The 24,289-nt window shown below is 50.3% G+C and carries 14 protein-coding genes; 8 read left to right on the top strand and 6 right to left on the bottom strand.

Going from position 1 to position 24,289, the window contains the following annotated elements; translation table 11 throughout:
* Nucleotides 1–10: 10 nt before the first annotated feature.
* The 4 genes from ICL55_RS29610 (at nucleotide 11) to ICL55_RS29590 (ending at nucleotide 5,927) form a co-directional block, all read left to right on the top strand.
* Complete coding sequence (locus ICL55_RS29610; protein WP_188104522.1) at nucleotides 11–3,307, top strand: type VI secretion system Vgr family protein; 3,297 nt, start codon at nucleotides 11–13, stop codon at nucleotides 3,305–3,307.
* Between the two features lie 17 nt (nucleotides 3,308–3,324).
* Nucleotides 3,325–3,978, top strand: coding sequence for a hypothetical protein (locus ICL55_RS29605; RefSeq protein WP_188104520.1), 654 nt, complete (start codon nucleotides 3,325–3,327; stop codon nucleotides 3,976–3,978).
* Nucleotides 3,979–3,987: 9 nt separating this feature from the next.
* A complete protein-coding gene (locus tag ICL55_RS29600; protein WP_188104518.1) occupies nucleotides 3,988–4,326 on the top strand; it encodes a DUF4280 domain-containing protein in 339 nt (112 codons plus the stop codon).
* A 653-nt stretch (nucleotides 4,327–4,979) separates the two neighbouring features.
* Nucleotides 4,980–5,927 carry a terpene synthase family protein gene (locus ICL55_RS29590; RefSeq protein WP_223151637.1) on the top strand — a complete coding sequence of 316 codons (948 nt, stop codon included), beginning with the start codon at nucleotides 4,980–4,982 and terminating at the stop codon, nucleotides 5,925–5,927.
* Between the two features lie 2 nt (nucleotides 5,928–5,929).
* Here the strand turns inward: ICL55_RS29590 and ICL55_RS29585 are convergent, their stop codons facing one another.
* Nucleotides 5,930–7,117, bottom strand: coding sequence for a hybrid sensor histidine kinase/response regulator (locus ICL55_RS29585; protein ID WP_223151636.1), 1,188 nt, complete (start codon nucleotides 7,115–7,117; stop codon nucleotides 5,930–5,932).
* Between the two features lie 837 nt (nucleotides 7,118–7,954).
* Between ICL55_RS29585 and ICL55_RS29580 the strand changes: the two genes are divergently transcribed.
* A complete protein-coding gene (locus tag ICL55_RS29580) occupies nucleotides 7,955–9,103 on the top strand; it encodes a cytochrome P450 (protein WP_188104510.1) in 1,149 nt (382 codons plus the stop codon).
* Here ICL55_RS29580 and ICL55_RS29575 read toward each other — a convergent pair.
* The 3 genes from ICL55_RS29575 to ICL55_RS29565 form a co-directional block, all read right to left on the bottom strand.
* Nucleotides 9,089–10,072 carry a terpene synthase family protein gene (locus ICL55_RS29575; protein WP_188104508.1) on the bottom strand — a complete coding sequence of 328 codons (984 nt, stop codon included), beginning with the start codon at nucleotides 10,070–10,072 and terminating at the stop codon, nucleotides 9,089–9,091. The two genes, ICL55_RS29580 and ICL55_RS29575, sit on opposite strands and share 15 nt — an antisense overlap.
* Before the next feature lie 59 nt (nucleotides 10,073–10,131).
* Nucleotides 10,132–11,889: a hybrid sensor histidine kinase/response regulator gene (locus ICL55_RS29570; RefSeq protein ID WP_188104506.1), complete on the bottom strand. Its 1,758-nt coding sequence runs from the start codon at nucleotides 11,887–11,889 to the stop codon at nucleotides 10,132–10,134.
* Nucleotides 11,890–12,202: 313 nt separating this feature from the next.
* Nucleotides 12,203–12,760, bottom strand: coding sequence for a hypothetical protein (locus ICL55_RS29565; protein WP_188104504.1), 558 nt, complete (start codon nucleotides 12,758–12,760; stop codon nucleotides 12,203–12,205).
* A 467-nt stretch (nucleotides 12,761–13,227) separates the two neighbouring features.
* Between ICL55_RS29565 and ICL55_RS29560 the strand changes: the two genes are divergently transcribed.
* Entirely contained in the window at nucleotides 13,228–20,991 is a 7,764-nt protein-coding gene (locus ICL55_RS29560; RefSeq protein WP_188104502.1) for an Ig-like domain-containing protein, read from the top strand.
* 28 nt (nucleotides 20,992–21,019) lie between these two features.
* Complete coding sequence (locus ICL55_RS29555) at nucleotides 21,020–21,940, top strand: PorP/SprF family type IX secretion system membrane protein (RefSeq protein ID WP_188104500.1); 921 nt, start codon at nucleotides 21,020–21,022, stop codon at nucleotides 21,938–21,940.
* A gap of 33 nt (nucleotides 21,941–21,973) precedes the next feature.
* Here the strand turns inward: ICL55_RS29555 and ICL55_RS29550 are convergent, their stop codons facing one another.
* Nucleotides 21,974–22,474, bottom strand: a complete 501-nt coding sequence (locus ICL55_RS29550; RefSeq protein WP_188104498.1) for a CinA family protein — start codon at nucleotides 22,472–22,474, stop codon at nucleotides 21,974–21,976.
* A gap of 90 nt (nucleotides 22,475–22,564) precedes the next feature.
* On the opposite strand from ICL55_RS29550, the gene ICL55_RS29545 reads away from it, so the two are divergent.
* The gene (locus ICL55_RS29545) at nucleotides 22,565–23,983 is read left to right on the top strand and encodes an MmgE/PrpD family protein (protein WP_188104496.1); all 1,419 of its coding nucleotides are present in this window, start codon (nucleotides 22,565–22,567) and stop codon (nucleotides 23,981–23,983) included.
* A gap of 21 nt (nucleotides 23,984–24,004) precedes the next feature.
* Here the strand turns inward: ICL55_RS29545 and ICL55_RS29540 are convergent, their stop codons facing one another.
* Nucleotides 24,005–24,208 carry a CsbD family protein gene (locus tag ICL55_RS29540; protein ID WP_188104494.1) on the bottom strand — a complete coding sequence of 68 codons (204 nt, stop codon included), beginning with the start codon at nucleotides 24,206–24,208 and terminating at the stop codon, nucleotides 24,005–24,007.
* Nucleotides 24,209–24,289 lie beyond the last annotated feature (81 nt).

Below are 24,289 nucleotides of genomic sequence, written 5' to 3'. Positions count from 1 at the left end.
CTTTACATGTATGGCCCAACTGACCGATACTATGTTTAGCATTGATGGTAACCCCGTATTACAGTTCACCTCATTTGCGCTAAACCAGTCCATATTTGATCACCATCAGTTTACCTTAATTTGTCCGGCGCAAGCCATCGACGGCCTTAGCGGCATCTTTTCGTCTTCGCGGGACATGATCGGCAGCACCTTTGGGGCGCACATCTCCGGCGTCGGTCTGAAAGGAGACCTAACGTTCAACGGTATTGTTACCAGTGTGGAAACATCACGGGTAAACGGCCAATACGGAGAGATCATCATCTCCGGCTACAGCCCTACCATCGTGCTGGACAACGGTCCGCACTGCAAAACCTGGGAACAGAAGCCGCTGCGCGATATTGCGCAGGACGTGCTGCGGTTCTTCCCGCAAAATCAATTATCTCCCAAAGTACAGCCGCTGGCGAAAGAACCATATGATTATATGGTACAGTACAAGGAAACAGCATGGGCCTTTTTACAACGCCTCAGCGCTGAAAACGGGGAGTGGTTGTTCTGGGACGGCCGTAATCTCGTACTGGGCCCGCCTACCGGTGATGCCAAGACTTCCCTCGTATATGGGAGCACGTTAAGCCACTTCAACATCAATCTCAATGCGCGTCCTACCCGGACGCAATATATGGGCTGGGATTACCAGAACAGTGAATTGTATACCAGTGTGCCCCAGGCCGACAATGTAGGGCAGAAAGCAGGCCTTAACTCCCTCGGCGAAAAAGTGCACGAAAAAGCACAGACCATCTTCAGCACACAGCCCAAGCAGTGGAACTTCCGTTATACCGGCAGTAAAAAGCAACAGGACGAAATGGCCACGTTGCACAGCGCCATGGAAGGCAGTAAGATGGTCCGCCTCACCGGCCATAGCGGGCATCCCGGCGTGGCCATCGGCGCCAGAGCGGAGATCGTGTCCAACAACGTATTTAACGGCAGCACCGAAGGGTATGGGGAATATATCGTGACCACCATCAGCCATTTTGTAGATACCAAGGGCGATTACCGTAACGAGTTTACCGCCGTCCCGTCTTCGATCCACCTGCCGCCGGTTTCCATCCCTCAGGCGCCCGTCTGCGAAACACAGAGCGCCATCGTTACCGATAACCACGACCCCAAAGGCATGGGCAGGGTACGGGTGAAGTTCCACTGGATGAACGGTGAAGAGAAAACACCCTGGGTGCGGATCGCATCGCCTCATGGCGGCGGAGGCAAAGGACATTTCTTTGTCCCCGAAATTGACGAGGAGGTGATCGTGGGTTTTGAAAATGACAGCGCCGTTAAACCTTATATTATCGGTACCGTGTACCACGGCAATGCCAATACGGCCTTCAGCAATGCCGAAAACGATATTAAAACCATACAAACCCGCAGCGGCAATAAAATCATCTATAATGATGGCGACAACAGCATGGTGGTACAGGATGCCAGCGGCAACACCGTCACCATGGACGGCAACGGCAGCATCATCATCGACGCCGCCAGCGCCAATGTGACCATCAACGCACCGAAGACCATGAGCCTCCGCTCCACCGATATGAACATCGTGGTGGACAATATGCTGCATATGACCGTCGGCAATATGTTGCAGATGGACGTGGGCAATCAGATGATGATCAACGCCATGGCCCAGATGCTGGTCAACACACCGGAGATGAAGCAGATGGTCTCCAAATACCTGCACCTGCAAGCCACCAAAGCGCTCATCCATACCCCCAAAGGGGAGATGAAGATCGAGGCGGAGGACTTCTACATCGCCGGACAGAAAAAGCTGTTCCTGCATTCCGACGAAACGGCCACGCTCAACTCCAAAGGCACCGCCGAAATGAAAGGCCAGCAGGGTAATAAACACAGCAACAGCCCCATGCAGTACGAGCCGGCCACCCCGGAGATACAATCCAAGTGCATTGTGCATTTCCGGCCGAAGAGCGGCTGGGCAGGCGAGGACTTTGGGTTCGACTGGTACCGCAACACCGATACCGGCAGGGATGGCGATGTTCAGTACGATGACCATATCGGCAAACACTATCAGGATGCTGCTTTCACCACCTTGCTCACCAACCTGAACGACTACTCCTTCCATTTCAAAAAGGACGACGGGATGGTCCGTTCCCTGAAATCCAACGAATACCACGCCCATAAGATCGTATGGAAGCCTAAAAAAGACGCTTCCGGTGCGGAAGTAAAGGATGCCAGCGGCGCTACCATCTACGAACAGTATTTTGGCGCCTGGTTAAGCCTGTATCCGTCCCAGAAGACCACGCCGCCGCCTAAAGCTGCCGCTGCCGGCGCTCCTGCCGGCACACCGCCGCCAGCGCCGGTGTCTACAGGGTATACCAACACCAAAGCCACGCTGAGCCTGTATGTGGAGATCGAAGAAGAACCGGACCTGCTGCGTTTTGTAGATAACAGCCACTTTAACATCACCCCTAAAGAGACCAATGTAAAGGGAAAAGGTAAGGGCCTGCATAAACTGAACGACGCCGTTACCATCGAGTGCCTGACCGCTTTTGCCACCGACCAGACCATTATCGTCAACGCCGTTACCAAAAATCCTGACGGTACCGAAACCGTGAAGAAAGCCGGTTTCGTGAAGGTGATGGCCAATAACTCCGCCAAACGCCGCAAAAAGAAGATCGTGCTGGTGAAAGTAGCCACCCCGCCGATGTCCAGCGCTGTGGCGCAGACAGGCAGTACCAGCGGGCAGAAAGACCTGTTCGCCAAATACCTGAAGCAGGCGCTGATCAACGTGGAGGTAGTGGAAGAAACCCTGAACGTGACCGCCGATCCCGGTTTCCAGTCCGGTGGCGCTTATAACAATGGCGGCCAGATAGTGGCTTATTATATCGGCGCCGGCGCCCCGTCCGGTTTTGTAACGCTGGAAAACCACCTCTATAGCAAACTGAAAGCACAATTGAAAGCCGCCAATCCGGCACATGAACATAAATATGACCGCTACTTCAGGGCCTACTATATGGGCGAGGGCGGCGGATATATGCAGGGCGGCAGCCTCAACGGCCTCAATGGGTACTCCATTGGCAGCTCCGTGATGCTCTTCCCCACGAAGAACGACCAGACGGCCGCGCACGAGTTCCTGCATTCCCTCAACCTGCCGCACACCTTTAGTAATCCGGGTTCCAGCCCTCATGCCAAGTATACGTACCAGTATAGACTCACGGAGAACCTGATGGACTATTCCCACCAGGCCAGCCCGGCCATCGTCAGAAGCGCCCTGTGGCACTGGCAATGGGTGATTGCTAACGCCAAAGCAGATCCGGAATAAACCATAAAACCATGTTTATGATTAAATACATACTGATATTTTTACTGGCCGTAGGTACAGCATGTAATGCCCAGATAACGAACCAGACCAAACAAACAAAAGGAAATAACATGAACAATCCTGTTGTAACAAAAGACTTTGAGAAATTCGATTCCGTCCTGTTCAATAACAGAAAAGATAAAAATGATAATGTGCTGAGAGCCACCCAGCCCGATGGCTCCTACCTGGAGATGACCGTCTGGGATGGCGGTATGGGTTATAGTTTCACGCCCCGTACTTCTTATTATATGCTACAGAAAGTGTATTATAAGAACAACGGCAACATCAAAGCCAAAGGGCTTTACTTTAACAACGGGTTCCTGCAACTGGGCACCTGGTACGAGTTTGACGAACAGGGGCGATTGGTGCGGGAAGTCAACTACGACAAGGACTATCACCTTAAACTGGAAGACGTGCTGAGGTTCTGCGAGCAGGAAGGTATCCGGGTAGACAGAGGACCGATCCTGCAAAGCACCGGTTATCACACCAAAATCCGGAGGGCTGGCAATACCCAGGGTAAAACCTGGACCATTGAATGGCTGAAGCAACCCGAAAAGGTGGAGAAAGTCATCCTGGATGACGCCACCGGCAAGGTGCTTAACAGAACGGAGACGAATTTCACCAATAACTAAGATCGTGCTATGCCGCAGAAGATAACAGAACAGGCCGTCCTGATGTGCGACAAAGGGGCTGCGCCTTCCAAACTGAAAGTCACCAGCCAGCAATTCTACGAAGTGGAAGGCAAGCTGGTGGCTACCGAGCAAGATAAGGGCGCCGAAGTGAATATCCCTAATTTCGGCGCCTGCACTATCACCCGTGGTAAATGTGTGCCGGCGCCGGTAGCATGGCAGCAGACAACAGAAAAGGATACCATCAACGATTTAAAGATACTCACCGAGCAATCTACCTGCCAGTGTGGGGTGGGAGGGAAAATCTCCATTCAGCAAAAAGGCTACGGGGAAAATCACGAGGTAGCTTAACCAACCAAAAACAGAATTTTTACGTAACTTATAGAACGGGGAGCATTTGTCTCTGCCGGTAGCAATTATATTTGATCATCCCTATTGGCCCCGGTCGGGGGCGTATTTTACCACCCGGCTGAGGTATTTTGCGTTGCGGAACCATGAAGCGGACCCCCGTCCACCAGGATAACCATCGGGATGGCAGCTGCCATAAGACTATAAGAAAACCCCGATCATCAGACTATCTTTACCAACGAAACATCAGCAAAGTTAGCAGCCAACAGTTACTGGTAAAATGGAGAAGAGCATGCCGATTTACATTTGAGAGACAGCCGAAGGCTGTGTTTTTAGTGTCGTTGAAAACAAAACTGTCACAGCAGGATTATGGACCTTTGTCGATTTGATTAATGTTTTATTAAAGCATATTTCATGGATTAGCCCAGGGTATTATATACTTTGGGCTTTTTTGGCTGCACGATTACGGCAGTGCCTATACGATTTAGGTAATATGTAATTTTTAGCTATCTTAATAAAACAACGACACCTTTTTCTTTAAAATAGCCAGACCATCAGCTTGTACCCTTAGCGATTGGTTAGATCTACACTTTAGAATGCTACCACTTTATTTCATTTCTTATTTTTTTCTTCTTCACTTTTTAAATCAAATTGTTATGTTAAATCGAAAGTATGCAATGGTCACTATCCCTGGTGACGTTAAAATCAGCGATCATAGTGAAACCGTACAGGCCAACACAGTGAATTGGGCGCAGGAATTTAACCTGTCGCCTTTTTTTAAACCGCTGAAATGGTACAACCATGCCCGATTTGGATTGCAGGCAGCCCGAGAGTATCCCTTTGCCAGTCTGGAACATATTACGTTGGCAGGAGAACTGTTGACATGGCTCTTTACGGTGGATGATAGTTGCGACCGGGGATCGGAAGATAAGATCCGGGCCGTGCAAATGACCGCTCAGCTGGATGTATTCATCAGTATTTTGCAGGGAAGGATCTATCAGGGGAATGGGCATTTGGAATTAGCGCTTGGGAACATCGTTAGTAAGATGCGGAGTATTTGTAGTGACCGTCCTTTCCTGTATCAGCAATTCAGTACCCACGTTGAAGACTATCTGACGGAATGTAAGCTGGAGATCAGGATGCAACTTCATCGGCATCAAGTGAGCATAGATGATTATTATCGGGAGCGTCCTTTTACTGGTTTTTATATCATGTTCCCGCTGGTGGCTATGTTTGCAGGATTGAGGATTCCACAGGAGGTATACACTCATCCAGTTGTAAAAAGGATAGAATTGGAGCTTAATCTGCTAGGCTGCCTTTCTAATGACCTGCACTCCATCAGTCGTGAAGCAGCATTGGAAGAAGCCGGATTTAACCTGATTCTGATTGCAAAACGGGAATATAATTTAACGATGGATGATGCTATCGATTTTGTCAGCAGCGAGCATCAACGGCACCTTCAGGAATTTGAAACGGCCCGCACCCTGCTTCCTGATTTTGGTGATCGTATTAATACACAACTAGCGAAATATATCGCTGGAGTTTATCAAATCGTGAGAGGATACGATGATTGGGCTGTACTGGATACTGGTCGTTATAGCTGAGATTATGACACCGCTCGATAGGGTAAAAATTTAGCCAATGTCAGGCATAGTTCACCAAAATCAATAGGTTTCTTTATAAAGCCTTCTGCACCAATAGCTATAGCTTCATTTTCGGAAAACGATTCACTGGCACTGACAATCAAAACGGGGATGCTTTTTAAGGCAGGATGTTCCCTCATCCGCTTTAAAAGCATCTCCCCTGATAATCCTGGCATGTTCAGGTCTGTAATGACCAGATTGGGATTATCGGCTATAATACGGTTAATTGCACCGTCAATGTCTTCATCTTTGTAAAGTTTGGCATCTACCCCCCATTTCTTGAGGAAGCGCATCACCCAGCCTGCCCCCATCGGGTCATCTTCAAACATCGATACTTTTGATTTCCAGAAGATGTTTTTTCCGTCAGCCACCTTATTGAGTTGTACCAGTGGTTTGGCGCCCGCTTCATATGGCAGCCTCACATGCATCGTAGTCAGGTCGGGGTCCGGGCTGGAAAGGATGGAGATTTCTCCGCCCAGCAATTCCACGAGGTGTTTGGTGATAGCCAGGCCTAATCCGCTGCTGGATTCACTTTCACCTTTTGCCACAAAACGTTCAAATACGGCCCTGGCAATGATGGGGTCTATCTTTCCGGTGTTCGTGATTGACAGCGTCCACCAATAGTCGTCAGCCTTTTTCAATACTACCCGTACTACAGTATTGTTGGTCGTATACTTAATGCCATTGGATAACAGGTTATTAAAGATCTTGGTTAAGATCATTTTATCGCTATGGATGGCTTGTTTCAATGCATCGTCGATTTCCAGCTCTATCTTTATGCCCTTTGGACTGGCCAAATAGGAGTGGGCAGCGATAGTGGAGTTGACAAGGCCAAACAGGGAAAAATCTTCCTTGTTGATTTCGATGAATTTACCGCTCTCGATTTTCGCGATTTCCAGCACATGGTTGATGATATTGCGGGTGAGCGCAGTGGAGCTGTACAATTGGTCGGCCATTTCGCTGCCGCTGGGCAGTTTGTATTCTTCATCGGAATCCTCTTCTTCCAGGGCAGACAGTTTATCTTTCTTTAGCAGAAATAGCTGTGCAATGCTGTATACCACATTTAGCGGGGTCCTTACTTCGTGAAATACTTCGGACAGATAAGCGGTTTTCCGCTCGGATGCCATTTGTAGTCTGCGGGACTCGATCAATAATCCATTGATTTGAGTAGCGTATGAAGTTAATATACTAAGAATAAAAACCAACAGCGCGATACTGGTTGCCCAGCGCATAACGGCTGTTACGTTTTTACTGAGATCCAATGGAGTGATGAAATGCATGTAGGCATTCATGATAATGTAAATAACCATCAGTATACATCCAACTATTCCATATAGAAGCGCTTTGGTTTTTTTATAAAGTACAAAGGACGATGTCAGATGGAACGTAATTACGGTAATAAAGACCAGTAGCATTTCAATGGAAATACCGTCACCCAATACTGTAGACCAGTATCCGATAAAAATGACATTCGTAAGCAACATCAGGAGGTTGGCATTAAAGTATTGTTTTCTCCAGTTTAAGAAAATCACTGCCAGAAAACAAAACGCTTCGAGTGGAACGCCAATAAGAAATAGCAGACTGGATTTAAGAAAATAGAAATATCCTCCAACCCCGACAACCAAAGAGAACAATATGAGCGCCATTGCATTCAGCTGTATCGTCGAACGTTTTTCTACGTCTCTTTCACTACCATCGGCTCCAGCCACTATTGGCTTTAATAACATTTGCCTGGTTACATCGACCATTGTGATACGCTCTGGTTTCATATTACGGATATATTGAGGGTCATAGAAAGAAAATCTTTCCCTTCTGCACGTTGTAAGCGGGTATTCATCAAAGGCCTAAATTTCAGTTTTTTGGGTTACGGAATCAGGGTACAGTGTTTTGTGGGTAAGATAAATAAAATTATCGAATTTCTAAGTAATTTACCTACCAAAGTGATTGTTCAACATTCTCTAATCCATTACTAAAAAATGAAAACGCCTTTGAGCCAACACCCCCTGCATCCACGTATGCAGGCTGCACCACCCTTTTTCGACACCAGTTTCACCCCTTACTATTCCGACCATATTCCCGGCGCCTGGCAGGTGACCCGTTATGAGGACGTGGTGGCTGTACTGAGTGACTATGCTACTTTTTCAAGTGAGTACATCCCTAAAACCGATGACAACGTATTTACGCGCAACCTGAATGTGACAGACCCGCCGAAACACAAACACCTGCGGGCGTTGGCCACTAAGGCCTTTTCACCGGCCATTATTGCCCAGTCAGAGGGGTGGATACGACAACAATGCGAGGAATTGTTGTTGCCACATCTGACTACCGGTACGATTGAATTCGTGGGTGATTTTGCATTACAGCTGCCCCACCGGGTGATATCCCGGTTACTGGGCGTGCCCGATGCTGAAGTGGAGAAGGTAAGACAATGGATCATCGCTGTTGCAGGTGATCCGCGGGTGATCGGCGTAGAAATTTTCGGTCGCTCCATGCAGGAGATGAGCATCTTTTTCTCTGAGCTCATCAACAAACGTACTGCCCATCCGGAAGACGACCTGATTTCACAGCTGATTGTTTCTGAAGTGGAAGGCAGCAGACTGGAGACGATGGACGTGATTGCCATGTGTGTGGCTATTTTCCTGGGAGGGTATGAAACAACGAAGAGCTCTCTGGCCAATGCCATGTATATTTTCTCTCAGCTGCCGGATATACAGGCGCATCTGGCTACGCACACGGATGATATTCCTCGTGCCATCACGGAAGCATTGCGGGTATTATCGCCGGTGAAAGGATTTCCGAGAATAGCTGCGAAGGACACCATTGTTTCCTCCGCAGCCATTAAAAAAGGTGATCTGGTCAATGTGTCTGTCAGCACCGCCAATAAAGACGCATCTGTTTTTGCGCATCCGGACGCTTTTGATATGGACCGCGCCAATCTGAATCAGGCGTTGAGTTTCGGGCATGGTATCCATTATTGCCTGGGTGCGCCGTTGGCGAGAGTGGAAACACGGATTGCTTTTGAAACGATTTTCCGTCATGCGCGGGTGCGACTGGCAACGGCAGTAGAGCCGGAGCCGGAAATCAGCGCGCTGGTATACAGCCTGAAGAGCCTGCCGCTGGTATTAGACAAGATCTAGCGCCACGTGGCCATATTCGAAGGTGTACCGTGCCGTTTCCCTGTAGCTCCAGTCCATGTTACCGCGGAGAATAGCGGCCAAAATGCGGACGTATTTCCTGACAGCGGCATCATAGGCGCCGAAGGAGGGGAGCTGGGCGGATGCCCGTTCAAACTGACGCATTTCCTGGTCATGCAACCCGGCTGCCTGTACAATGGCCGTTTCCAGTGAGAGCGCTCTTTCAGCTTTCATGATCAGCACCATGTTATGCTGGTCGCCATGGTCCAGTTCCTTCGACAGGGAAAAGAGATCATTGGCCCAGCATACCAGGTTGCGCGCCAATACCACTAATTCCGTCACTGCCGGATGCTGAAGAATATCGGCCGGCAGTGATATTTCTTCTATCACTTCGATCATGTCAGTGCTGACATGTGCCGCTCCGAGATATTGTCTTCTCTTGTAAAACTCAGCGACGGACGGGAGCTGACCGGTTTGTACGTTGCCATATTCCCACAGCCCGGCGGCAAACATTTTGTGCAGGCTTTCCACGAAGTTGCGTTGCCATTCGGACGTGCTGATAGCTTTGAAACGAATCCATACATCTGCCAGCGCCGCCATAACGCCGGTTTCACCGGCTTTGGGAGGCTGCGGGTCCGACAGGATCTGCTTACAGGCCGCTACGAAACTTTCGAAATTTAATCGGGACTGTATCAGTTCGTCGCGCTCTATCTGGTTGTCCATGGCATCGTCCATCACGAATAACAGCACGTTGGCATCGTTGGCGAGCTTCAGCTGGTCCAGCCCGCATTCTGGATAAAACCTGGCGGTCATCATACCGAAATTATCTTCCAGGTATTTTTCGTAACTGCTGTCGGCATGCAGTGCAAATCTCTTTACCCACGCATTGGTGTGGTCGATGGCATGTTGGTAATTTGGATTGATCGCTGGCTCGATAGGGCAGTAAAGGATCGGGAGAATTATTGCATTCATATCACATAATTTGGCCATATCAAGTTACGGCTAAATATTTTAATATTTAGCCGTTGACGTTATAATTGTCCCGTCTCAGTGACGAGCCTGCTGGACAGAAACGGGAGCAGGGCATAGTACAATTGTTCCAGCATGATGGGCTTGGAGAGGAACCCGTCGCCATGTGTCCGGGCCATTGCGATCTCCGCTGTATCTGCGTTTCCGCTGATAAAAATTACCGGGATATGACGCAGTACAGTGTCTTTGCGGATTTTTTCGAGCAGGGCCATGCCGGATATTTCGGGCAGGTAATAATCGAGCAGGATCACGTCAGGGATGACTTCGCGTGCTTTGCCGAGCGCTTCACCGGAAGAGGCGGCAAAGGCGGTGGTGCAGCCTAATCGTTTTAGTTGCAGCTCAGCCAGCAGGCGGTTGCTGTGGTCATCGTCCACGCAGAGCACTTTAGCGCCGTAGAATTTCTCAAATTCGTTCGGCTGCTGCGGCTGTGACCTGCGGCTGTTATCGGCCACCATAGGGATGCTCAGCCGGAAGGTGCTGCCCTGGCCGATTTCGCTGGTGGCGGTCAGGGTGCCGCCCAGGGTCTCTGCTATTTTCCGGGAAATGGGCAGTCCCAGTCCGGTGCCTTCTCCGGGCTTGGAACCGGTGATATATAAATCAAAAACTTTCTCCAGTTCTTCGGCAGGGATGCCCTTGCCTTCATCGCGCACTTCGAGGATGAAATGCTGACCGGTGGCGCGGGCCATGATGGTGATGCTGCCGCCGGGGCAGGAGAATTTAATCGCGTTGGTCAGCAGATTGCTCAATATCCTTGTCAGCAGGGCGGCATCAGAAACAATGCGGCCGGGGATACCTGCCAGCTGCAATTGCAACGGCACAGGCGAAACATACTGGTAGCTGTCCAGCTGCTGATAAAGCCATTGTCTGACAGAAAACGGTGCCGGCTGCGGCACATCGTACATGCCCGCCTCGATGCGGGCGGTGTCCAGCACCACGTTGGTCATATCGAGCATGTTGCGGGAAGAGGCATACAATGCGCGGATCACGTCGGTGGATACCTGTATCTGGTCCGGCATGCCTTCGTCTTCGGCCTGTAATACCAGTTCATGCGCCAGGCCGTAGATAGGGTTCAGCTGCGTACGGTAGTCGTGCGACAGCGAGTTGAGATAAGTAGTTTTATAGCGGTTGGCCTGGTTCAGGGCTTCTGTTCTTTCTTCGACGAGCAGTTCCAGTTCGCGGTTGCTTTTGTTCACGGCGCGTTCGTAGAAATAAAGCAGCAGTGCATTCATCAGCAGTACGGCCCCGGCGGCGAAGAAATATACCAACCGGTTGTTGCCGATGCTCAGCGGCAGCGGGTCTATCAGATTACCATACCAGATCACTTTCAATATAACCGTTACCGTTAATACAAAGCTGATAGCTGTCCATTTGTAGCGACTGGACTTGATGATCAGCAGGGCGGCGCCGCAGAGGAATACGGCCAGTGCTTCTATGTTGATAGCGGGTCCTAACAGGGCGCCGTAGTACATAGCGCTGAAGGACTGCAGCAGGAAGATGGTCAGTAGGGCGGAGTTGGTTTTACCGGCTTTGTTGAACAACGGCACGCTGAGGTAAATGACAGCCATGGCGTAGCCAACGCCGGAGATGCGAATTTCGTGGGCTGTGTTCCATAAAACGGTGGAGATCAGGAAGCACAGGAAAGAGGTTAATAAAGCCAGGGAATTAAGGATGATGATGACACGCTTGCTGTTTAACGGAAGCGGTGCTCCATCTGTACCAAGGAATGGAAGAGTTTTCAACAGGCGCCAGAATCTACGCATACATTCGTTGTGGGTTTTTTAGTAGGTCAAAGTTATCAATTGAGGGTCTTGATTACAATGATGCCGTTATTTTAGTTTTCGCAAGATACCGGTGCGCGTTACCTGACGTTAAGGTTTTCTGAACAGTTGTACATCGTTGTAGTTAGTCTTGGCTACAATATACGAAATTGATAAAAATTTTTTAGTTATTTATTGAAAATTGATGACAATTGGTAGCTGGATAAGTTTTGCCTGCCAATGTTTCCGGACCGCAGTGAAGATGCGGGAACACATGGCTGTGGCCCGTTTGCACAGCGGCTATGCGTTGGTGTTATCAGCCGAAATACTGTTGTTTCCAGGCGTCAAAAGCAGCCTGATGTTTTTCTTGTGCGGCGTTGATGATGCTTTCCGCATCAGTGATGGCATCGAGGCTGAAATTCTCCTTCAGCCAGGTACGGTATTCTTCTGCGTAGGAGCTGGAATAGTCGTCATCTTCGTCTTTATAGAAGATCACCTCTTCAAAGATCATTGGTTCAGTATCGATGGTGAGCAGTTGCAGGAGACCGTTGATATTTTCTGCCACCACATATTCACCGCCTTCATCGCCGAAAACCACTACCGGCAGTTCGTTCAGGTCGGTGCTGTCATGCTGCAGCCATAAAGCGTAGAAAGAGCCGGAGCCGTTGGCCTGGGCGAAGGGCATCAGTTTTTCCAGGAAAGCCGGTTCGGAACACCAGCCATGTTGCAGGCCGGATTTATCGTCGCGCAGCAGCCCGAAACCCTGGGCATATTCTTCAAAGCCGGTCTCCTGCTGAAATGCCAGCAGCCGAACCAGCGCGGTAGGAACAGGTTTTCCGTCAAAGTTTTGGGCGAATTCTTGTAAAGAGGACATATTGGATGATTTAAGAGAACAAACGGCCTGGTTTTTTCCGGTCCACAAGATAGGATAAGATGGGAAAAATCCCGGCTGCATATTTTTAAAATTTGAATATCTTTGCGCGCATTAATTTTAACCAATAATCCGATCGTTAAGCCGTTACCCCTTTTGTCCATTCAATATCGACCCGTATAAACCGCGACGACCGTATGTACCAGAATGAAAATCAGCATTTTTTACCGAATGCGAATGTCCCTATGCCAGTGTTGACCACATCTGTCACCAGTTACCGCGCTATGATCCCGGACTATGGGATGGCTTACTCGCCGGGTTCCTTATCGGAACGCTACGTATAGTCATCAACGACAGATAGCCGTACTGTAAATATTTCCCTGATAAAATCTTGTTCTGCAAAATAAAATAAACAGGACACAGAACACTGGTGTGTTCCGTTAAAACCTGTTTGCTGTTAATTCGATAGTATGTATATCCCTAAAATGATCCGCCTTGGATGGTCCTGTTTGTTGTGGTGCCTGCTGCTGGCAGCGATGCCGGCCAGTGCGCAGTTTTCTCCGTCCGATTTTGCCTCTGATCCGCAACATACGGCTATTACGCACGACCGGAATAATAACATCTACACCGTGGCCTATGACTTTAACGGGCGGGTGACGGTCCTCAAATATCTGAACGGTAGTTCCAGTGTATATTTTGTTTACGCCGAACAAACCGCTGGTCCCGGTGTGGACGGCAGCTTTTTCTCGGGTATTGCCGTAAACTCAAAGGACGAAGTATTTTTGACCACTTCCCTAAATGATGTCGGCGGCAGCAGAATCCTCAAAGTGCGTTTTAATGGTACCGGTTATGACCCGGCCCAGTTGGTCAGATCGGGCGAAGGGTATAGCAACCTGGCCTTTGACCAGCAGGACAATCTGCTGGTGCTGCAGACAGATGTTGGCACCGGAAAATGTAAACTGGTAAAGTATCTGGCTGGGCAGGAGACCGGAGCGGGCATCGTGTTGTGTGATGACTCCAATGTGCCGGGTTTGTTCAGACAAAAGGATTTTAGTATTTATCCTTGGGGCCTGGCGGTGGATAAAAACAACACCGTGTATTTTACTACCTGTTTGGGTGCACCTTACAATACCCCCAACTCCAACCAGATTTTTCGGTTAAAACAGGGAGAAACAACGCCTACACCTATTGGTTCGGGAGGTTTTACATCGCTGGCATGCGATGATAATGGTAATTTGTATGCACTGGAGGCAGACATGACCTTGAATGGCACGTTCGGGAGGGTCCGGTTTGGGGCCTCCGGTTCGCAGCCCAATTCAATGCTTTATGGCGGTGTTTTTAGTGATGTCGTCAATGGCTATATTCCGTTGGGGATTACCGTAACCGGAAACAATTCCGCCATCTATTTTGACCAGTTAACGGATTACAATAACAACCCACTAACTGCCGGCGTGAAAAAGCTGACGCCGTTATCATTAATAGTGACGGAGCTATCGGCCGTGAACCCCACCGTTACCAATGCAAACACCGTACGCTATAAATTCAACACCAATCTCGGGCTACGCTATACGCCGGGAATAGATGCTTTCTCTCTGAACACTGCCGGACTTACCGGCGCGGCCATTACCAACGTGCTTCCTAACGTCAACTATTATACGATCGACGTAAATACGGGCACCGGAGATGGTACGCTGACACTGGCACTGAAAAATGGCGGGCTGATAAACCCTGTCAGCAATGCGCCCTATACCGGAGCGACTTACACGATTGACAAAACGCCGCCTGTGGCCAGCATACTGAGTACGCCACCGGCAATGACCTCCGCTAAAAATGCCACGTTTGCTTTTACAGCCAATGAAACTGCTACCTATGAAACCAGACTCGATGGCGGTGCACCTATTGCTGGTACTTCTCCTCTCTTTTATACCGGCCTGTCCACGGGAGCGCATCTTTTTGAAGTAAGAGCAACAGACAACGCGGGAAACCAGTCTGCCTGGGTACCATATAACTGGACTATCACCACTAATCCTTCGATCACCAGCGTGACGGTACCGGCCGCAAAGTATTACAACGCAACGGAAGCACTTGTTTTTGATGTTGCTTTCGACCAGGATGTAATGGTGAACACAGCTTCGGGGATTCCTTATATCGACCTGACGATAGGATCACAGGTAAGACAAGCCAAATATATAAGCAGTCCTGGCCCCAATACGTTGCGATTCAGTTATCAACTCCAAATGGGAGATGACGACGCAGATGGCATCGCCGTCAATAACCTGAATCTCAATGGCGCTACCATCCAGAATGCCGGGGGAAATAATGCTAATACCACGTTGAATAATATCGGAAACACCAGCAGCGTAAAAGTCAATACCACCATGCCTTCCTGCGTGATCAGCATGTCAGCACCATCACCGGTCAATGGTGATTTTGTCCTGACGGCTGTTTACAGTGAAGCGGTGACAGGTGTGAATGCGGGGACTGTGAACGTTGTTTATGCTACTGTTACCTATTTGGGAGGCACCGGCACTACCTATACCTTTAAAATTAGTCCCACCCGGGAAGGGGCATTTAACATGAGTATGTCCACCATGGGTGTGCGACAGGCACTTGCCGGTAACTTGGTTCTGCCATCGAACACTATCAACTTTGTGGTGGACAAGACAGCGCCGAAAGTGAGCAGTGTGGCTGTCCCCGGCAACAAATACTACCGGGAGGGAGACGTCCTCGATTTTGATGTAACGTTTGATGAAAATATTGTTGTAAACACGGCCGGCGGTACTCCATTGTTGCAGCTGACCATCGGCAGCGCCACTAAACAAGCCGTTTTCCTGAGCAGTCCATCCCCCAATGTGGCGCGTTTCCGTTATATCATTGCCAACGGAGACATGGACAATGATGGTATTACCATCAATTCCCTGAGTGTCAATGGCGGATCTATCCGTGACGCTGCCACCAATAATGCGGTCCTTACGTTGAATAGTATCGGCAACACCGCCGGTATTTTGGTCAATACCGCACATCCGACAGCGGCCATCACCACCGCTGCACCTGCGTATGTGAAAGACGCGTTTACGGCCACTATCACTTTCAGCGAGGTAGTATCCCTGTTTAAACCCGCTAATATAACGGTTACCAATGCGGTCCTTTCCAATATGGTGACCAGTGATAGTATAACCTTCACCGTTACGGTGACGCTGCCGGGCGATGGGCCGGTAGCCATACAGGTGCCTGCCGATGCAGCGTTGAATATCGGCGGCAATGGCAATCAGGCCTCCAATACCCTGAGCGTAACAGCAGATAAGACAGCGCCTGCCGTGGCCGCCGTAAGTGTGGCCGCAGGATACTATAAAATTGGCAGCAACCTGGATGTGGATGTTGCCTTTAATGAACGTCTAACGATGAGTACCGCAGGTGGTACGCCTTATATTAATATTACCATCGGTTCGCAGGTAAGGCAGGCGGTATATGTAAGCAGCCCTTCTTCTTCCTCCCTGCGTTTCCGTTATACCGTTGTGCCGCAGGATGAAACAGTGACGGGCATCACCGTAAATACGCTTAACCTCAATGGTAGCGTTATCCGCGATCAGGCAGGTAACGACGCCAATATCACCCTGAATAATATCGGAAGCACCAGTGGCGTAAAAGTCAATACCATGTTACCCACCTGTGTCCTTTCTATGGCATCACCGATTGTCAACGGAGCATTTACCCTCACGCTTACGTTCAGTGAACCGGTGACGGGGCTTAGTCTCTCATCGTTGACCATTGCCAACGCTGACCTCAGCAATCTGGCGATGGTGAATGCTACCACCTATACCCTTATGATCACTCCAAGGACACCGGGCGCTTACACCATGTATTTGCCTGCGGGGGCTGTAAAGCAGGCATTGGCCGGTAATGACAATCAGGAATCGAATAAGTTAACTTTCAACGTGGACCAGACGGCCCCGGAAGTGAGCAGTGTTGCGGTTCCCCCCAATGGATACCACAGTACCGGAGATCCGCTGGAGTTTAAAGTGACAATGTCGGAGACAACGGTGATAACCGGTACGCCGTCCCTGCCTATTACAATTGGCACTAAAACAGTGCAGGCTGACTATACCAGCGACAATGGCAGAGAGTTCTTTTTCAGTTATGTGGTAAAGGCAGGAGATAATGACCTGGATGGCATCACCGTTGGTGGTGGTATCAACCTGAATGGTGGTACACTGAAAGATGTTGCCGGCAACAATGCGCTGCTCGCCCTGAACAGCGTGGGTAATACTTCCCAGGTGCTCGTATATACGGCTGTGCCTACGGCAACGCTGACTACCAGTGCAGTACCGGTTGTTGGGCCGGCATTCACGATGACCGTTACCTTCTCGGAAAAGGTCACCGGACTGGTAGAAGGCGATTTCACCGTGTCTAACGCCACCGTCGATCCTCCCATCACTACGGACGGCGGCCGTACCTATACCATGTTGGTGAAACCGATAGCAGATGGAGCGGTAGCTGTTACCCTGCCGGCTAATTCAGCTGTGAATATCGCCGGTATCGGCAATGCTGCATCTAATACACTCACCGCCACCGCCGATGTTACAGCACCGCAGGTAACATCCGTGGCTGTTCCTGTTAATGACTACTATGCCGCCGGTCAGACGCTTGATTTCGAAGTGCGGTTTAGCGAACCGGTGACAGTAACCGGAACGCCTTTCCTGTCCCTTACCATTGGCAGTAAAGTCGTACAGGTGCCTTACACCGGTACAGCATCCGGAAATGGACTGGCCTTTGCCTATCAGGTACAGCCGGGTGAGCGCGATGATGACGGGGTGGAACTGGGCACTGCTGTTCAATTGAATGGCGGTACCATTAAAGATCCTGCCGGCAATGATGCGGCGCTGACGTTATCCACGATTTCACCTACTACGCATGTTAGGGTGAATACCGCTATACCTGGTGTGACATTGAATCCCACCGTACCATCACCTGTCAATAAGTTCTTCGGAATAACGGTTAGCTTTAGTGAGGTTGTTACTGGCCTTACTATCGGTGATTTCCAGGTAACCAACGGAAGGGTGGATAGTCTGACAGATAAAAATGGCGCGGTTTATACCGTATGGATTACGCCGGTCGTTGACGGCCCCGTACAGGTTACCTTGCCGGCGAATACCGCCTCCAATAATGCCCATACCGGTAATTCGATTTCCAACACGGTTACGGTCACCTATGATGCTACCGCTCCACAGGTGAATAATATAACCGCTCCGCTGCCCGGCTCCTATAAAGCCGGCCAGTCGCTGGACTTCCTCGTGAACATGTCAGAAGAGGTATGGGTGTCAGGTATTCCTTCGATACCGGTGATCATCGGCTCCCGGATTGTACAGGCAACGTTCGACGGCAAGGGCGGCCCTCAATCGATGAGATTCAAATATATTGTGCAAGCCGGAGACGTGGACCTCGATGGTATTTCCGTGGGGGCTGTCATGCACCTGAATGGCGGTACTATTAACGATGCAGCCGGCAATAATGCTGAACTGACCTTAAGAAACATTGGAAACACCAGCCAGGTGTTAGTCACTGCCCAGCAGCCCACCGTTACCCTCAGCACTATCGCTACAAGTCCTGTCAGCAATGCGTTTACAGTGAAATTTGTTTTCAGTGAAGCCGTGACCGGATTTACTATCAGTGACATTACGGTGGGCAAGGGTACTGCCGGCCAGCTGCAGACCACGGATAATATCACCTATACCGCAGTGATCACGCCTTCAGATGGTGCTGTGACTATACAGGTACCTGCCGGTGTGGCCAGGAATAGCGTTGGCAATGATAACCTGGCGTCCAATACGCTTACCCTTCAGGGAGATGTGACGGCTCCTGTGGTAACGAGCGTAGATGTGCCAGCCCCGGGCTATTACAAAGCCGGCCAGCAGCTGAACTTCAAGCTCACCCTGTCTGAACCGGTAACCGCCGCTACTACCAGTTATATACCGGTGACCATCGGTACACAAACGGTACAGGCTACCTATACCGGTGGAACAGGAACGGCTACACTGGAATTTAGTTACACCATTCCTAATGGTGCTATGGATATGGACGGCATTACTGTAGGGGCTGCCTTCAGCGGTGTGGTGAAAGACCAGGCCGGTAATAATGCTGTCACTACGCTGAATAATGTCGGTAATACCAGCAATGTATTTGTCAATACGCAACATCCGACCGTTATCGTGAGCACCACGGCGGTAAGTCCCGTGCGACAAGCATTCCCGGTGACCGTCACTTTCAGTGAGGCGGTGACAGGATTGGCCACCGGTGGTATCACCGTTACCAACGGCACACTCAGCCCGCTGCAAACCACTAACAATATCGCCTATACGACCATGGTCACGCCATCGGCTGATGGTACCGTGACGGTAAAGGTAGCTGCCGGCGCCGCGCAGAATATAGGATTGAACGACAACGATGCATCCAATACCCTCAGCCTTCAGGCAGATATCACGGCGCCGGTGGTGACCAGTACAGGCGTGCCCGTAAATGGCCACTACAAGGCCGGTAAGCCGCTGGAATTCAATGTCACCATGTCTGAGCTGGTGAACGTGACCGGTACACCTTCTATACCGGTGACCATCGGTACACAAACGGTACAGGCTACCTATACCGGTGGCACGGGAACGGCTACACTGCAATTCAGCTATACCGTACAAAACGGCGACAACGCGCCGAATGGCATCAGCCTCGGGAATGCGATAGTACTGAACGGCGGTAGCCTGAAAGATGCCGCAGGCAATGACGCCGTGCTGACACTACAGGCGGTGCCTGCCACTAACGGTATTGTGGTGAAGACGACCAGTCCCGCTGTAACGCTGTCGTCCTCCGGCTCCGGCCGTATCAATACACCGTTCACCGTGAAACTGTCTTTCAGCGACGTAGTGACCGGCCTTACCGCTGCCGCTATACAGGTGACTAACGGTAGCGCAGGTACGCTGCAGACAACAGATAACATTCATTACACCGCGCTGATCACACCGGCAGCAGATGGTAATGTCGCTGTGCAGTTGCCGGCCGGCATAGCCGCTGACATCGCCGGTAATACCAATCAGGCATCTAACCAGCTCAGTCTGGTGTACGACGCTACCGCTCCGGTTGTCGGCCCGCAGACATTCGATGTATTGGATAATAGCCCTGCCGGCACCAGCGTGGGGCAGTTGACCGCTACAGACGCATTAGGCACCGTACAGGGCTGGACACTCACAACAGACGGCTCCGGCGGCGCCTTGTCGCTCGATGCCAACGGCCGTATCACCGTCAAAGACAATACAGCACTACGCACGTTTGCCGGCAAAACCATCTCCCTGCAGGTCACCGTCAGCGATGGGCTGAACACCAGTACAGCCGTTCCCGTTACTGTGAGGGTACAGATCTCTTATGTCAATAAACAACCGGTGATGGACCGGGTGGCGGACGTATATATGTGTGCTACTACCGCTACGCAAACGATACAGCTCACCGGCGTATCACCGGTGGAACCGGACCAGCACTATACCATTACGCTGGCGGCCGATCAGCCTTACTTTGACCTGCTCAAAGCCGATGTGGTTACCAACACCATCCGGTACCAGTTGAAACCTGGCGTTACCAGCGGCAACACGGCCATTACGCTGACCATGAAAGATGACGGCGGCACCGACAACGGTGGTAAAGACACCTACAGCCAAACCTTCTACCTGACGGTAAACCCGCTTCCGGGTGTGAGCATCAGCAGCGATAAAGGCGCCACGGTCTCCAAAGGTGATATCGTGACGCTGACCGCAACAGGCGGAGTGATGTATACCTGGGAACCTGCCAGCGGCACCAGTGGCGATCTGCATCAGCCGACGCTGACCGTACGGCCCCATGTGGACGCCACCTATCAGGTAACAGGCACCAACGCCGCCGGTTGTAGCGCAGTCGCTACCATCAGCATACGCGTGGCCGATGATTATAAACTGGACGCTACCAACCTGCTCACACCGAACGGCGACGGTAAAAACGACCGCTGGGTGGTCCGCAACCTGGACAGCTATCCGGACAACGAAGTGAAAATATTTGACCGTACCGGCAGACTGATTTATCAGCGCCGCAACTATAGCAATGATTGGGATGGCACGCTGAATGGCCACCCGCTGGCAGAAGGCACATACTATTATGTGCTCACCGTCAACGGTACCTCCCGCGTATGGAAAGGATTTATCACCATTATCCGGAACGATCAATAGCAAAAAGATGTCTTATCAATATCATTACATGAGAAGTATAATATCTTCCCTGACAAAGCGCCTCACCCTGCTGCTGCTCACTGTAGCGGCAGGCAGCGCCTCGGCTCAGACACTCAGCCATGCGCCTGCATTGTTGGAGCCTTCCGGTACACAGTACTTTCAAAATCAATATCTCGCCAACGCCGCTATGGCCGGTATCGATACCGGGCTGCATGTGAACGTGGCCTATCGTCGCCAGTTCAAACAAATGACCGGCGCACCGGAAACCCGCTTCTTCACGGTAGACGGCGCCCTGGGTAAAAGAGTGGGAGCGGGCCTGAACGTGTTTAATGATGTGGCAGGATTGATCAACCGTACCCGCGTGGCCATGAGTTATGCCTACCATTTGCCGTTAGGGGAGCGGGGGCAACAGCTGCACTTTGGCCTCTCGCTGGCGCTTAATTTCCAGCGGCTGGACGTATCTCATGTAAACGGTGACCCCAACGACCCTTCCATCGGAGCTTTCAACCGTCGGGATAATTATTTCGAAGGAGAATACGGGATGGCCTATACGAACGGACAACTGACGTTGCAGGCAGCGCTGCCTAATATCAGAAGTCTCTTTACCGGAGATAATAAAACGGTAGATGGCGGCACGATCTTATATTCAGCCGCGGAATACCGGTTCCTGTTCGATGGCGCGCTGGAAAGCCTGACGCCAAAAGTCTGCTTCCGGGGCGTGCGTGGTTATGACAACATCATGGACATTGGCGTCAACGCTGCTTTCCTGAACAATGTACTCAACATCATGGCCATGTACCACACTTCCAACAGTGTGACCGCCGGATTTGGGGTAGATATTAAAAAGACAGTGATGATACAGGCCTTATATCATGCACAGACCGGCGGGTATAATAACCCGAATAACGGTGCTTATGAAATAGGCGCGGCGATGCAGCTGTTTAAATAATTGATGGCATACCATCGTGAAAAAGCTCCGCTGTCAGCGGGGCTTTTTTTGTATGACGGTAGTGAGTATTTCCAGTAGCACATCTATGACTGCGTTGGTATAAAAGTATCGGATGGTTATCGGGTCTTCCTCGCCAGGCGGCGGTGTGATACGGGCAGACTTCATCTCCTCCCCATCAGCAGCGATGCTATAGTACGCATACAATTCCGTGATACCTTCTTCTGGTACAGTAGACGCGTATCCGGTAATACCGATTCCCCAATGTGATGAAAAAAGGGAACAACAGTTTTCTGATAAAGCGCGGGCTGTTTCAACAGATACACAATCAGTCTGCTGTCCGTGAATAGGGTCCAGGCCGAGATGCCGAGCCTTCTGTCCAAGGTTATACGCCGTAATGCCTCCCTGAAAATATTCAACTGCTTTGTCGGCCGATGAAAAGGCCACCTGCAACATACCTGCGGTAACGCTTTCTGCTACGGCCAGCGTCTGTTGACGGTTTATCAGGATGGTCCTTGATCCGGTTAATGGTTTCAAGATTCATGGTGCTCATAATAATGCTTCTTTTCTAATCCCGTGCCAGTGTTTGGCACGGGGTTTACATCAGGTTTTTAAAAAAGAAAACTGATGACACAGACAGAAAAGATCGCTGAGTTTGCTCTACGGTATCATTATACCGATATACCAACAGAGATAATGTCGCGTTTGAAAATTCACCTGCTGGATGCAGCCGCTTCCTTTATCTGGTCGCAGTTTCAGGAGACGCCCCGTAAAATGGAAGCAGGCATCAGGCAGTTGTATTCCGCCGCACAGCCGTTAACCGCCGATCATGCTGCTCAATGTTATACCGCCTATATTCGTTATCCGGATTTTATGGATAATTTTCTGGCGAAAGAGTCTACCTGTCACCCGAGCGATAACATCGGGATATTGCTGGCAGCATGCGGGTTGCGGCAGATATCCGGAGATACATTTTTGTCGGCCATGGCTACCGCTTATGCCATAGAGTGCGTGCTGACACAGCATTTTCCGGTGATGATCGCAGGTTTCGACCATACCGCCCTGCTGGCGCTCTCTGCTACTGCCGCTACAGGCCGGCTGATGGGATTGTCTCCCAAAGCGCTCACCTGCGCCTTGGGCATGGCCGGCTGTAATTTAAATCCTGTGGTCACTTCCCGTGCTTCCTATACCAGCGAATGGAAGGGACTGGCCTCTTCGTTGGTCAACGCGGCTTGTATGAATGTGGTGATGCTGGCTAAGAACGGGATTACCGGCCCGCCGGAATTGTTTGAGATACCGGAAAAGGGCTATGAAGCCATCCATCGGCAAAAACTGGAACACGAATGGAGCCTGGAAGATTTTCAGCTGCTTTCCCGGTGCGTATTGAAGACGTATAACGCCGAAGTACACACGCAGTCTGTACTGGAGCTATTGCAGGAGGTTGCGGAGGCCCATCAGTTAAGAGCAGCAGACATGACGGAGGTAAACATCACCACCTTCCTGACAGCCTATCATATTGTGGGCGGTGGTGAATACGGCGACAGGACAAAGGTCTTCTCCAAAGAACAGGCAGACCATAGCCTGCCTTATCTGGCGGCGGCGGTGCTGCTGGACAAACAGGTATACCCGCCACAGCTGACAGCGGACAGGATATTACAGGAAGATGTACAAAGCCTGTTGCAGAAGGTGAAAATACATACCGGTTTTCCCCTGCACAAGCCGGTAAAAGTAGCCGGCCTCTTAGATCCTTATACGGCGGCTTATCCGGATAAAGTAAGATGCAAGGTGGACATCACGACGATCGACGGGCAGCAGTTTACCGGAGAAAAAGAAGACTATAAAGGCTTTTTCACCCGGCCCTTGTCTTTTGATGAAGTGAAAGAAAAGATGATACGGTTGAACAAACCTTATATTACGGAAGAGGAAATCAATAACGTTTGTGATATCATTGAAACGCTGGAAAACCATACGGCCAATGAACTACTGGCCGCTTTGCTGAAGAACAGTATATCACATCATAGCCCCGGACTAAAGCCGGGGCTATGATGTGATGTGACCGGCCAGGTATTATAACTTGTCAATCCATGATTTCACCTCTTCTTTGGTCTTGCCCGTTTTCTGCTGGATACGTCCCAGCAGCTCATCTTCCTTGCCTTCCACATATAACAGGTCGTCGTCGGTAAGGTCCGCATATTGTTGTTTGATCTTACCTTTTAATTCATTCCAGTTGCCTTTTACCTTCAGGATAAAGCTGTTGTTTTGAGTGTCCATAGTAAACAGTTTTTTTGGGTGAATAATATTTTATACCGATGTCTGTCAAATATTAATCCACCTGTCGATGTGCCTGTTTTC

It is taken from the genome of Chitinophaga varians, from assembly GCF_014529945.1.
In the GTDB taxonomy this organism is placed as follows: domain Bacteria; phylum Bacteroidota; class Bacteroidia; order Chitinophagales; family Chitinophagaceae; genus Chitinophaga; species Chitinophaga varians.
The sequence above is the reverse complement of the archived record's forward strand: the minus strand, read 5'-3'. Positions and strand labels throughout refer to the sequence as shown.

Excerpts from the sequence above, each read along its gene's own strand:
- ICL55_RS29600 (WP_188104518.1), top strand. The coding sequence starts at position 3,988 with ATGCCGCAGAAGATAACAGAACAGGCCGTCCTGATGTGCGACAAAGGG.
- ICL55_RS29575 (WP_188104508.1), bottom strand. The coding sequence starts at position 10,072 with ATGAATGCAATAATTCTCCCGATCCTTTACTGCCCTATCGAGCCAGCG.
- ICL55_RS29605 (WP_188104520.1), top strand. The coding sequence starts at position 3,325 with ATGATTAAATACATACTGATATTTTTACTGGCCGTAGGTACAGCATGT.
- ICL55_RS29610 (WP_188104522.1), top strand. The coding sequence starts at position 11 with ATGGCCCAACTGACCGATACTATGTTTAGCATTGATGGTAACCCCGTA.
- ICL55_RS29540 (WP_188104494.1), bottom strand. The coding sequence starts at position 24,208 with ATGGACACTCAAAACAACAGCTTTATCCTGAAGGTAAAAGGCAACTGG.
- ICL55_RS29565 (WP_188104504.1), bottom strand. The coding sequence starts at position 12,760 with ATGTCCTCTTTACAAGAATTCGCCCAAAACTTTGACGGAAAACCTGTT.
- ICL55_RS29560 (WP_188104502.1), top strand. The coding sequence starts at position 13,228 with ATGTATATCCCTAAAATGATCCGCCTTGGATGGTCCTGTTTGTTGTGG.
- ICL55_RS29555 (WP_188104500.1), top strand. The coding sequence starts at position 21,020 with ATGAGAAGTATAATATCTTCCCTGACAAAGCGCCTCACCCTGCTGCTG.
- ICL55_RS29545 (WP_188104496.1), top strand. The coding sequence starts at position 22,565 with ATGACACAGACAGAAAAGATCGCTGAGTTTGCTCTACGGTATCATTAT.
- ICL55_RS29570 (WP_188104506.1), bottom strand. The coding sequence starts at position 11,889 with ATGCGTAGATTCTGGCGCCTGTTGAAAACTCTTCCATTCCTTGGTACA.
- ICL55_RS29590 (WP_223151637.1), top strand. The coding sequence starts at position 4,980 with ATGTTAAATCGAAAGTATGCAATGGTCACTATCCCTGGTGACGTTAAA.